Source organism: Streptomyces aureus (assembly GCF_001418135.1).
Classification (GTDB): Bacteria; Actinomycetota; Actinomycetes; order Streptomycetales; family Streptomycetaceae; genus Streptomyces; species Streptomyces aureus_A.
The window spans coordinates 307-11,565 of the sequence record NZ_LIPQ01000610.1 but is presented as its reverse complement, the minus strand read 5'-3'; the positions used below and the strand labels follow the sequence as shown (position 1 = coordinate 11,565).

At 73.2% G+C, this 11,259-nt stretch carries 10 protein-coding genes, 2 pseudogenes and 1 riboswitch; of the genes and pseudogenes, 5 read left to right on the top strand and 7 right to left on the bottom strand.

Annotated elements, in window-relative coordinates; all coding sequences use genetic code 11:
- Both AOK00_RS40980 and AOK00_RS40975 read right to left on the bottom strand, forming a co-directional pair.
- Positions 1-517: pseudogene (locus tag AOK00_RS40980) on the bottom strand (FAD-dependent oxidoreductase); the annotation flags it as partial.
- Between the two features lie 2 nt (positions 518-519).
- Positions 520-1,155, bottom strand: a 636-nt coding sequence (locus AOK00_RS40975) for an FAD-dependent oxidoreductase (protein WP_254047619.1), incomplete at its 3' end; no start/stop codon positions are given.
- A riboswitch (TPP riboswitch) is annotated at positions 1,153-1,266 on the bottom strand. It overlaps the preceding gene by 3 nt.
- An 82-nt stretch (positions 1,267-1,348) precedes the next feature.
- Between AOK00_RS40975 and AOK00_RS35030 the strand changes: the two genes are divergently transcribed.
- From AOK00_RS35030 to AOK00_RS35010, 5 genes are all read left to right on the top strand, one after another.
- Positions 1,349-2,575 carry an NAD(P)/FAD-dependent oxidoreductase gene (locus AOK00_RS35030; RefSeq protein ID WP_055604156.1) on the top strand — a complete coding sequence of 409 codons (1,227 nt, stop codon included), beginning with the start codon at positions 1,349-1,351 and terminating at the stop codon, positions 2,573-2,575.
- A 43-nt stretch (positions 2,576-2,618) separates the two neighbouring features.
- Entirely contained in the window at positions 2,619-2,984 is a 366-nt protein-coding gene (locus tag AOK00_RS35025) for an Rv2175c family DNA-binding protein (RefSeq protein WP_030314466.1), read from the top strand.
- A 167-nt stretch (positions 2,985-3,151) separates the two neighbouring features.
- Positions 3,152-3,805 carry a thiamine phosphate synthase gene (gene thiE / locus AOK00_RS35020; protein WP_055604155.1) on the top strand — a complete coding sequence of 218 codons (654 nt, stop codon included), beginning with the start codon at positions 3,152-3,154 and terminating at the stop codon, positions 3,803-3,805.
- Between the two features lie 192 nt (positions 3,806-3,997).
- Positions 3,998-4,912, top strand: coding sequence for a methylenetetrahydrofolate reductase [NAD(P)H] (gene metF, locus AOK00_RS35015; protein ID WP_055604154.1), 915 nt, complete (start codon positions 3,998-4,000; stop codon positions 4,910-4,912).
- A 54-nt stretch (positions 4,913-4,966) separates the two neighbouring features.
- Positions 4,967-5,788 (top strand): hypothetical protein, encoded by an 822-nt coding sequence (locus AOK00_RS35010; protein WP_055604153.1) that lies wholly within the window; start codon positions 4,967-4,969, stop codon positions 5,786-5,788.
- 42 nt (positions 5,789-5,830) lie between these two features.
- On the opposite strand, the gene AOK00_RS35005 is transcribed toward AOK00_RS35010, so the two are convergent.
- The 5 genes and pseudogenes from AOK00_RS35005 to AOK00_RS40970 all read right to left on the bottom strand — a co-directional run.
- Positions 5,831-7,273, bottom strand: a complete 1,443-nt coding sequence (locus AOK00_RS35005) for a phytoene desaturase family protein (protein WP_173861730.1) — start codon at positions 7,271-7,273, stop codon at positions 5,831-5,833.
- A 42-nt stretch (positions 7,274-7,315) separates the two neighbouring features.
- Positions 7,316-7,963, bottom strand: coding sequence for a DUF4126 domain-containing protein (locus AOK00_RS35000; protein ID WP_055604151.1), 648 nt, complete (start codon positions 7,961-7,963; stop codon positions 7,316-7,318).
- Between the two features lie 272 nt (positions 7,964-8,235).
- Positions 8,236-8,844: a TetR/AcrR family transcriptional regulator gene (locus AOK00_RS34995; RefSeq protein WP_055604150.1), complete on the bottom strand. Its 609-nt coding sequence runs from the start codon at positions 8,842-8,844 to the stop codon at positions 8,236-8,238.
- Positions 8,845-8,887: 43 nt separating this feature from the next.
- On the bottom strand, positions 8,888-10,984 hold the full coding sequence (locus AOK00_RS34990) for a YhgE/Pip family protein (protein WP_055604149.1): 2,097 nt from the start codon (positions 10,982-10,984) through the stop codon (positions 8,888-8,890).
- Positions 10,956-11,259: pseudogene (locus AOK00_RS40970) on the bottom strand (hypothetical protein); the annotation flags it as partial. The pseudogene AOK00_RS40970 and the gene AOK00_RS34990, both read right to left, overlap by 29 nt.

Here is an 11,259-nt window from a genome sequence, read left to right as displayed (position 1 = left end):
GGGGTGAAGGGGCGTGCCTCGTCGGGGAGGACCCCCGTGGTGAGCACCTCGGCCATGACGTCGCCGGTGACGGGGGTGAGCAGGACCCCGTTTCGGTAGTGGCCGGTGGCCAGCTGCAGTCCGGGCAGGGCGGTGGGGCCGAGCAGCGGCGCGTTGTCGGGCGACGCGGGGCGCAGGCCCGCCAGGGTCTCGGTCAGCGGCAGCTCGGTGAGCCCGGGGACGAGTTCGTGGGCGTCGCGCAGCAGCTCGTACACCCCGCCCGCCGTCACCGTGGTGTCCCAGCCGAGCTCCTCGCTGGTGGCGCCGACGACGAGCTCGCCGTTCTCGCGGGGGACCAGGTAGACGTGGCTGCCGCGGACGACGGCCCGGACCGTCCGGGAGAGGAAGGGGGCGTACGGGGCCGGTACGCGCAGCCGCAGCACCTGGCCCTTCACCGGGCGCACCGGCGGAAGCACCTCGTCCGGCACGCCCGAGAGACGGCCGCTCAGGCTCCCGGCGGCGAGGACGACCTGGTCGGNNGGCGACGAGGAGCGCGGCGGCGAGCCGGCGCGGATCGACCTGGTGGTCGCCGTCCACCCGGAGCCCGCCGCGCACTCCCGGGGCCAGCATCGGTTCGAGGCGGCGGCACTCGCGGCCGCTGAGCCACTCCGAGGCGAGCCCGCAGCGGGTCTGCAGGGCGTGCAGTTCGCGCAGGTGGGCCCGGTCGTCGGCGTCGAGGGCGACGGCGAGGGTGCCGCAGGCGCGGTAGCCGACGTCGTGGCCGGTGGCCTCCTCCAGCTCGGCGACGAACGCGGGGTAGCGCGCGGCGGAGGCGAGGTTGAGCCCGAGGAGGGTCTCCTCGCCGTAGTGGAGTTCGGTGACGGCGGCGAGCATCCCGGCCGCGACGTGGGCGGCGCCGCCGCCCGGGGCCGGATCGATCACGGCGGTGCGCAGGCCGCGTCGCGCGGCTCGCCAGGCCGTGACCAGGCCGATGATGCCGCCACCGACGACGAGGACGTCGGTGCCGTCGGTGCCGTGGGCACCGGCCCGGCGGACGTCGGACGGACCCGCATCGGGCACAACGGCATCCGGCGCGTTCGCGGCGGACGCGTCGGCATCCGGCCCGTCCGCCCCGGGCGCGCGGTCCTCGGACACATGGACTTCGGAAGAACGCATGGGCGTCCAGCCCCTCCCTTCGCCGGCATGACCCGGATCAGGTTCGTACGGTCGGAGGCCGTCCCAGCCTCCCTCTCAGCCCGGTGCGTCCGGGCTCCCGCGAGTGCTTTACGCCCGACACACTAGCTTCCGCCTCCGGTGGGCCGCAGACCCCTCCCTTCCTGACGGTTCGTCAGATGCGTAAGGTGGTCGGGTGAGCGAGCAGAAGCATGCACAGCAGCACGTCGTGATCGTCGGCGCCGGGATGGCGGGCGTCCAGACCGCCGTCGCCCTGCGCGAACAGGGTTTCACCGGCCCCGTGACCCTCATCGGGGCCGAGCCCCACCAGCCCTACGACCGGCCCCCGCTCTCCAAGGCCGTCCTCCTCGGCAACGCCGAGGGCTCGGCCTTCGACGTCGACTTCGAGGAGCTCGGTGTCGAGCTCCGCCTCGGCCTCGACGTCACCGGGCTCCGCGCCGCCGACCACGAGATCGACACCGAGGCCGGGCCCGTCGCGTACGACACCCTGGTCGTCGCCACCGGCGCCCAGCCGATCACCCTGCCCGGCACCGAAGGTGTCCCCGGGGTCCATCTGCTGCGGACCCTCGACGACGCCGTCCGCCTCGGGCCCGTCCTGGAGCGCCGGCACAGCGTCGTGGTCGTCGGCGCCGGATGGATCGGCGCGGAGTTCGCCACCGCCGCCCGCGAGGCCGGCTGCGCCGTCACCGTCGTCGAGGCCGCCGACCGCCCCCTCGCCGGAGCCCTGCCCGCCGAGGTCACCGCCCCCATGGCCGAGTGGTACGGCGAGAACGGCGCCGAGCTCCTCACCCACGCGCGCGTGGACATCGTCGAGCCGGGCAGGGTCGTCCTCGCCGACGGCCGTGAGCTGCCCGCCGACGCCGTCGTCGTCGGCATCGGCGCCCTCCCCGCCACCGGATGGCTCACCGGCTCCGGGATCGCCCTCGACCCGAGCGGCGCCGTCACCGCCGACGAGCGGCTGCGCACCAGCCTGCCCGACGTGTACGCCGTCGGGGACTGCGCCTCCTTCCCCTCCGCCCGCTACGGGCGACGCCTCCTCGTCCACCACTGGGACAACGCGCTCCAGGGCCCCCGCACGGTCGCCGCGGCGATCACCGGGGCCGGTACGGGGACGGACTCCGGGCCGTACGACCCCGTCCCGTACTTCTGGTCCGAGCAGTTCGGCCGCTTCGTCCAGTACGCCGGGCACCACGCGGACGCGGACGAGCTGCTCTGGCGCGGCGACCCGGCGGAGAAGACCTGGTCCGTGCTGTGGCTGCGCGCCGGGGTCCCGGTGGCGCTCCTCGCGGTCGGCCGCCCCCGCGACCTGGCCCAGGGCCGCAGGCTCATCGAGACGGCCACCGCCGTCGACCCCACGCGCGCGGCGGACCCCTCCGTCCCCCTGAAGGCGGCAGTCGCATAGGGCCCGACTACCGACTGTCAGTCCGGGATGGCAGGCTTGTCCTGTGACCGAGATTGACGTAAAGATCGATGCGCTCGTCCCCGCCTGGCTCTACGTGCCCGACATCGCGGAGATGCTCGATGTCGAGGTGACGCGCGTGCGGCAGCTGATCAAGGACGGTCAGCTCATCGCCGTGCGCCGTGGAGAGAACAACGCCCTGCAGGTCCCCGCCGCCTTCATCCAGGGCGACAAGATCGTCAAGGGTCTCGTCGGGCTCCTGACCGTGCTGCGGGACGACGGCTTCACCGACGAGGAGATGCTGGAGTGGCTCTTCACTCCGGACGAGAGCCTGCCGGGCACGCCCGCGCAGGCGCTCAACGAGAACCGTGGCACGGAGGTGAAGCGCCGCGCCCAGGCGCTCGCCATCTGACGCGCCACCGAAGGACACCATGAGCGGGTGTCGCGGCGACCGGCCCCACGGCCGGGCCGCCGCGGCCCCGCGCCACCGACGCGGGGAACCCCGCGCCGCGCCGCCGGGGTACCGCCCCGCGACACCCACGGGGAGCGCCCCCGTGACACCGACGGGGGGAACCACCCATGCCCACGCCTCGTGAGCTGCTCGCCGACGCCCGGCTCTACCTGTGCACCGACGCCCGGAAGCGCCAGGGCGACCTGCCCGCCTTCCTCGACGCCGTGCTCTCCTCCGGCGTGGACATCGTGCAGCTCCGCGACAAGGGCATGGAGGCCGGTGAGGAGCTGGAGCACCTCGCCGTCTTCGCCGAGGCCGCCCGCCGGCACGGCAGGCTCCTCGCCGTGAACGACCGGGCCGACGTCGCCCACGCCATCGGCTCCGACGTGCTGCACCTGGGCCAGGGTGACCTGCCCGTGCCCGCCGCCCGGGCGATCCTCGGTGACGACGTACTGATCGGCCGCTCCTGCCACGCCGAGACCGAGGCGGCCGCGGCCGCCGTAGAGCCCGGCGTCGACTACTTCTGCACCGGACCCTGCTGGCCCACCCCCACCAAGCCCGGCCGGTACGCGCCGGGCCTCGGCCTCGTGCGGTACGCGGCGGGGCTGGCCCAGGACCGCCCCTGGTTCGCCATCGGCGGCATCGACGAGACGAATCTGGACGAAGTCCTGGACGCGGGCGCGCGCCGGATCGTCGTCGTCCGGGCGATCACCGAGGCCGACGACCCGGCCGCCGCGACGGCCGCCCTCGCCAAGCGGGTCCGGGAGCGCGCGGCGGAGTAGGGCCTCCGTCCGGCTGTGCGGGGCCCGTGGGGCGGCCCGGGGCCCGACCCTCCGTCCGGCTGCTCGGGCCCGTGGGGCGGCCCGGGCCCCTCGGAGATTCGTCCAGCGATCCGCCCCGTCGCCTGTCCAAAACGGTGTCCACCACTCGGACGCCGTTCACGCACCTCCGCACAGCCCGTCTAACCTGCCCGTATGGCCCTTGGTACCGCTTCCGTCCGTTCGGACCGCGCCCGCACGGTCCGCGAGATCCTCGCCTCCGGCGGCACGTCGTACTCCTTCGAGTTCTTCGCGCCCCGGACCGAGAAGGGCGAGCAGGTCCTCTGGAACGCGATGCGCCGCGTCGAGGCGGTCGGCCCCAGCTTCGTCTCCGTGACCTACGGCGCCGGCGGCTCCACCCGCGGCGGCACCGTGAAGGCCACCCAGAAGATCGCCTCCGACAGCACGCTGACCCCGGTCGCCCACCTCACGGCCGTCGACCACTCGGTCGCCGAGCTGCGCAACATCCTGGGCCAGTACGCCGACGCCGGCATCCGCAACATGCTCGCCGTCCGCGGCGACCCGCCGGGCGACCCGCTGGGGGAGTGGGTCGAGCACCCCGAGGGCGTCAAGTACGCCGCCGACCTCGTCCGGCTGATCAAGGAATCGGGCGACTTCTGCGTCGGCGTCGCCGCCTTCCCGGAGATGCACCCCCGCTCCCTCGACTGGGACACGGACATCCGGCACTTCGTGGACAAGTGCCGCGCCGGTGCCGACTACGCGATCACCCAGATGTTCTTCGACCCCGAGAACTATCTGCGGCTGCGGGACAGCGTCGCCAAGACGGGCTGCGAGACCCCGATCATCCCCGAAGTCATGCCCGTTGTGAACGTGAAGACCCTCGGTCGACTGCCCCAGCTGAGCAACGCCCACTTCCCCGCGGATGTGAAAGAGCGCATCCTCGCCGTCAAGGACGATCCCGTCGCTGTACGCTCCATCGGTATCGAGTTCGCGACGGAGTTCTGCGCGCGGCTGCTCTCCGAGGGTGTCCCCGGACTGCACTTCATCACGCTGAACAGCTCCACCGCGATCGAGATCTACGAGAATCTCGGACTGCACCAGCAGTCGTGACCGGTCGTACCCGCCCCGACCCGCGGCGGTGACCGTGGAGAGGGGCGGCGGGGCATGGGGTGGACGGTCCTCTACATCGCATTCGGCGTGGTCGCGCTGTGGCTGCTGGGGGAGGTGCTCCTCCAGTACAAGGCGCGACTGCGCTGGCGGGTGCTCGCCTTCTGCGGCTTCCTCGGCGTGGTCCTCGGCGTCCTGACGTCCCTGGTGGCGGTCATCATCGCCGGGGCGGTCGCCTTCGCCGTCGGCCAGACCTATGTGACGCTCTCCTTCCGCCGCGGCTTCTCCACCGGCTGGGCGCTCGGCGGGAACCCCGGCGCGAGCCGTCGCCGCAGGTCCGCCCCTCCGGCGCAGGCCGGGCCCACCCTTGAGGTCACCGAGCTCTCCTACGAGGCCGAGGACACCCCGTACGCCGGACCGGAGGGGGCCGAGGCTCCGTCCGCCGCCGAGAGCACCGCGGTCTACGAGCCCCTGCCGATGCCCGAGGACACCGGCCAGTACGGGGTCTACAACATGGGCCAGGACCCGGCCCACGGTGCCTCCCAGACCCCCGGCACCGGCTACGAGACGGGCTACCAGACCGGGTACGACCCCTACGCGCCCCCGTACGAGCAGCAGCCCGCCTACGACTACGGCCAGGCCGCCGGGCAGCAGCAGTACGCCGCCTACTCCGACCCGTACATCGGCCCCGGCACGGACGGCCAGCAGTACGGCTCGTACTACGGCGACCCGTACGCCGCCTCGTACAGCTACGACACCCCGCCCGGCGGGGTCTGGGTCCCGCAGCAGCGGGACACCGATCAGCCACCCCAGCAGCAGGGGCCGGGCCAGTACGGCTACGAGCCGCACCCGGACGACCAGCAGCAGTACCGGTACTGACCGACCGTGGGGCCCGGCGCATCCGCCGGGCCCCACGTCCGTCTACTGCGAGCCGCGGAAGTCCGCGCCCTCCACGATGAACCCCGCCACCAGCGCGCCCGACATGCCGGCGTGGGCGAGCCCGCCGCCCGGGTGGGACCAGCCGCCCGCGAACCAGAGGCCCGGCAGCGGCGAGCGGTTGCCGGCCGGGAGCAGCTGTCCACCGGCCCCGGCGAGCGCGGGCCCCGGCACCTCGGCGACACCCGTGTCCCGCCGTACGTCCTCCGGTGTGCGGACGTGCCGCCACAACAGCCGCTCCGGCAGCCCCGGGACCGCGTGTCCGGCCGCCTCGACCATCCGCCCGGCGAACTCCTCCCACGCGGCCGCGTCCCGCTCCGGAGACGTACGGACGGTCGCCGTGACCGTCACCGACTCGTGGTCCGCGTCCGGACGCAGCGCCGGGTCGTCCGGGCGCAGCACCGTCACCGTCGGCCGCTCGCCCGCCGCGTGGACGACGGTGCGGTGCACGGCGTCCGCCTCCCGGGGACCGCGCAGCGCCAGACAGACCGTCACCCGGCCGGTCCCGGTGACCTGATGGTGTGGCCATTCGTCGCTGTGGCCCCACTCGACGACGTGATCGCGGTGGAGCGCGGGCACCGGGGCACCCGAGACGACATGGTCGGCCTCGACGGTCTCGCCGCCCGCCAGGCGCACCCCGACCGCCCGGCCGCCCTTCTCCAGGACGTCCTCCACGGGCGTGTCGAAGACGAACTCGACCCGCCGCTTCCGGCAGCGCTCGTACACCGCGTCGGCGAGCGCCCGCAGGCCCCCGCCCACGTACCAGCTGCCGAAGGTCTGCTCCATGTACGGCAGGACCGCGGCCGACGCCGGGGCCGTCGCGGGGTCGAAGCCGTACGACCACGCGTACGCGTCGAGCAGGGCGGCGAGCCGGGGGTCGCGCAGCTCCCGCGCCCCGACCTGCGCGAGCGTCGTCGTCGGGCGGCGCAGCAGGCCCGCCTTCAGGGCCGGGTACGGCTCACGGGCCAGCGGCGCCCGGTCGGCCGGCAGCGGCTCCTCCAGGAGCGGGCGGCGGGTGCGGTCCCAGGCCTCGCGGGCCCGGACCAGGAACTCGCCCCAGCGCTCGCCCGCTCCGGCGCCGAGCGCGGCGTCCAGGGCGGCGACCGTGCCGGCCCGGGAGGCGTTCGGCAGGTCCACGCGGGTGTCGTCGGCGAAGACATGACGGCTCGCCGGGTCGACCTGCGTCAGCGTGACGCACTCCTCCAGCGGTTCCTTGCCGGTCTTCACGAACAGGTCCCGGTACACGGCGGGCAGATGCAGCAGCCCCGGGCCCGTGTCGAACGCGAACCCGTCGCGCGCGAAGCGGCCGACCGCCCCGCCGTACGTCGCCCCCCGCTCGTACACCGTCACCCGGTGGCCCGCCACGGCCAGCCGGGCCGCCGCCGCCATGGCGCCGAGTCCCGCGCCGATCACCACAATCCGTGCCATGCCAGCGACTTTATCCGGCGCCTCGGACCGTCCCGAACGGGCTCAGAAGTGTTCCGAACCGTCGCCGGACGGCGGCCGGGCACGGACGCGGGTCTCCGCGTCGGCGAGCCGTCTCTCCTCCCGCCGCTGAGACCTGCGGCGCAGGAAGCGGCGGATCCGTCGGGCGAGGAAGACCAGTATCACCAGGCCGCCGATGAGCAGCACGCCCGCGATGCTCGCCGCCGCCACCGGGTGGAAGAGCGCGAAGGTGACGACGGCCGCCACCCCGAGGTCCTCCGCCAGGCTCAGCACGACGTTGGAGAACGGCTCGGGCGTGGTGTTGACCGCCATCCGCGTCCCGGCCTTGACGAAGTGGCTCAGCAGGGCCGTGGAACCGCCGACCGCGCCCGCCGCCAGCTCCGGCAGCGAACCGTTCTGTCCGGCGAGCAGGGCGCCGACCACGGCCCCCGCGATCGGCCGGATCACCGTGTGGACCGAATCCCATATGGAGTCGACGTACGGGATCTTGTCCGCCACCGCCTCGCACAGGAAGAGCACACCGGCCGCGACGAGGACATCGGTGCGCTGCAGCGACTCGGGCACCTCGTCGGTGAGCCCGGTCGCGCCGAAGACGCCGAACAGCAGGACCACCGCGTACGCGTTGATCCCGCTCGCCCAGCCGCTGGTGAACACCAGGGGGAGTACGGACACGCCCGCGATCGTAACCAGTCTGAGTACCCGTACCTAGGGGGCGAGATGAGTAGGTACGCGGATGAGTCCCGGACGCCGAGACGGAAGAGTGGAGTCCACGGAAGGGGCGCGGCCCCGGGAACCGCCGGCACGGGGCGGCGGAACCGGGGCCGCGTGCCTGCCGCAACGGGGCACGGGGGTGTCACGGGGGATGTACGGCGAAGGCCGGTTCGGCGGGGCTCGGGGGGATCGAGCCTCGACGGACCGGCCTTTTCCGTCCCGGGGGACAGGGCCTAACGGCCGCCCACCCGGCCGTGCAGCAGCCGTGAGAGCGCCGCGTGCACGTCGTCGAGCGAACGCTCGCTCTGGAAGGCCTGCCAGTCGAGCGCCGCCACGAGCACCATCCCGACCAGCGCCGCCGCCGTCAGCTGCACGTCGATCTCGTCGCTCAGCTCACCGGCCGCGACCGCCTCCCGAAGCACCCCCTCGACCACCGCCACCGCCTCCTGGCGGACCACCAGGAGCGTGGAGTTCCAGGCCCGGTTGGTGCGCCAGAGCTCGGCCACGTACAGCTGGGTGAAGGCCGGGTAGCGGTCGATGAAGACGAGACCCGCCCGGATCATCGCGTCCAGCGCGTCGACCCGGCTCCCGCCGCGTCCGGCGGTCTCCTCGGCCGCCGTCCGCAGCGAGGCCGTGAGCAGCGACACCCCGTGGCGCAGCAGCTCCTCGAAGAGCTCGGTCTTGCTCTTGAAGTTGTAGTAGACCGTGCCCTTGGCCACGCCGGCCCGCTCGGCGATCTCGTCCACCGTCGTCGCGGAGAAGCCCTGCTCCGCGATGAGGGTGACGGCCGCCTCGTAGAGCTTCGCGCGCGTGGCCTGGCGTCGGGTGCTGCTGCTGTCCATGGGGTCGATTCTCACAGGTGTCGCGGGTGTCACCGGCCCCGTCTCACAGGGTCAGTTCGGGATGGAGCCGGTCGAGCGTCCAGACCTGCTTCCTGCGGGCGGACACGGCGGTCAGTGCCAGGGCGCCCAGGGTGAACGCGGCGAGCACCGCGCAGGCCTGCCAGACGGGCCCGATCCCGCCGCCCGAGATCAGCCGGCGCAGGGCCTCGACCACGTAGCTCATCGGCAGGAAGGGGTGGACGGCGTTGAAGAAGCCCGGACTGGTCTGGACGGGGTACGTGCCGCCCGCCGAGGTCAGCTGGAGCATCAGGACCGCCAGGACCAGGATCCGGCCGGCCGCGCCGAAGCGGGCGTTGAGCCACTGGATGATCGCGGAGAAGCAGCAGGTGACCAGGGCGAGGAAGCCGACGGTTCCGGCGGCGCGGTCCATCTGGAGGCCGAGGCCCCAGTGCAGGACCGACATGAGGGCCGCGACCTGGAGGATGCCGATCGCCGCCACCGGGAGCCAGCCCGCGAGGGCGATCCGCCAGGCGGAGGCGCCGGCGGCCAGCGCGCGCCGGTTCAGCGGCTGGATGATCATGTACGCGACCATGGCGCCGACCCAGAGGGAGAGCGGGATGAAGTACGGGGCGAAACCGGTGCCGTAGTTCGGTGCCTTGTGCAGCGACTGGGAGGCCAGCTGCACGGGATCGGCCATGACCTCCGTACGCCGGTCGCGGTCCTGCTCGTCGTAGTCGGGGATCCGGCCGACCCCGTCCTTCAGGCCGGAGGCGAGGGTGCCCGAGCCGTCGGCCAGCTTGAACAGACCGCCGTCGAGGTCGCCCGCGCCCTTCTTGAGCTTGCCGACGCCGGTGTCGAGGTTCACGGAGCCGGTCTTGGCGCCGCTGATGCCGGTGTGCAGCTTCGCCGCCCCGGCGGCGACCTTCTTCGCGCCCGCGTTGAGCTCGTTGATCTTCCGGATGGCGTCCTCGACGTCCTCGTCGAGGTGCGGGGCGCGGCGGGCCAGCTCGTCGGCCTGCTTCGTGAGCTTCGCGAGCCGCGCGTCGAGGGTCTTGAGGTCGCCCGTGCTGTTCTTGGTCAGTTCGTGCACGTCGTCCGCGATCGTGGCGACGTCGTCGGCCGAGACCGAGGCCTTCTTGAGGCCGGCGCAGATGGTGGGGAACTCGGTGGCGCCCCCCGGCTTCGCCACGCACTCCTCCTGGTGGATCCGGGCCAGCTCGTCGTCGGCCGCATGGGCCGCGCTGCGGACCAGCGGGGCACGCCTCACCAGGTCGTCGAGGTTGTTGCGGGCGGCGGTGGCGGAGTCCGAGACGAGCCGGGCGGTGTCGCGGATCGACCTGCCGTTGTTCGCCAGATAGGGGCGGACCTTGTCGGCGTTGCCGTTCACCTTGTCGGCGAGCGACTGCGTGCCGTCGGCGACCTTGCGGGAGCCGCTCTCCAGGTCCTTGGCGCCCTTGTCGAGCTTCTTCATGCCGGCGGCCAGGTCGCCGCTGCCGGTCTTGGCGTCCTTGAGGCCGTTCGCCAGGTCCTTCGAGCCCTTCTTCGCCTTGTCCACGCCCTGCTTGAGGTCGCCCGCGCCCTTGGCGGCCTTCGCGGTGGCGTCGTGGATGTCGGAGAAGGAGATGAAGATCTTGTCGAGGAAGGTGCGGGAGGACTTGGTGGAGGCCGCGGTGCGGACCTCGGAGAACACCGTCCGGGAGATCTGGCCGACGATGTAGTTGTTGGCGTCGTTCGTCCGCACCCGCAGGGCGCCGGTCTCGGGGGAGTCGCCCGAGCTGGAGGCGATGCGCGAGCTGAAGTCGCCGGGCATGGTCAGGGACAGGTAGTAGGTGCCGTCCTCGACGCCCTCGCGCGCCTCGGCGTCGCTCACCTGGTGCCAGGCGAAGGTCTTGCTGTCGAGCAGCCCCTTGGTGATGTCGTCACCGGCGTTGATCTTCTTGCCATCGGTGGTGGCGCCCCGGTCCTCGTTGACGAGGGCGACGGGGATCTTGTCGAGCCTGCTGTACGGGTCCCAGAACGAGTACAGGTACAGGGCGCCGTACAGCAGCGGCAGCAGCAGGATCGCGACGAGCGCGGCGCGCGGCAGCTTTCCCCTGCCGAAGCGCTTCAGCTCAAGCGCGGCCAGTTTCGGCGAGCGCATCGGCCGCCCCCTCCTCGGTCGTGTCTTCGGTGAGATCGCCGTCGGCGTCGTCGGTCTCGTTCGCCTTGCCGGCCTTGTCGGCCTTGTCGGCCTTGTCGGCCTTGTCGGGCACTGGGGTCTCGTTCGCCCTGGCGTCGGCGTCGGCGGCGGTGTCGGCCTCGGTGGCGGCGGTGTCGGCGTCGGCCTCGGTGGCGTCGGTACGGGCCTCGGTGCCGGGCGCGGTGTCGGCCGCCGCCCTGTCGGTGGCGTCGGCGTCGGTGGCCGCGTCGAGGGTG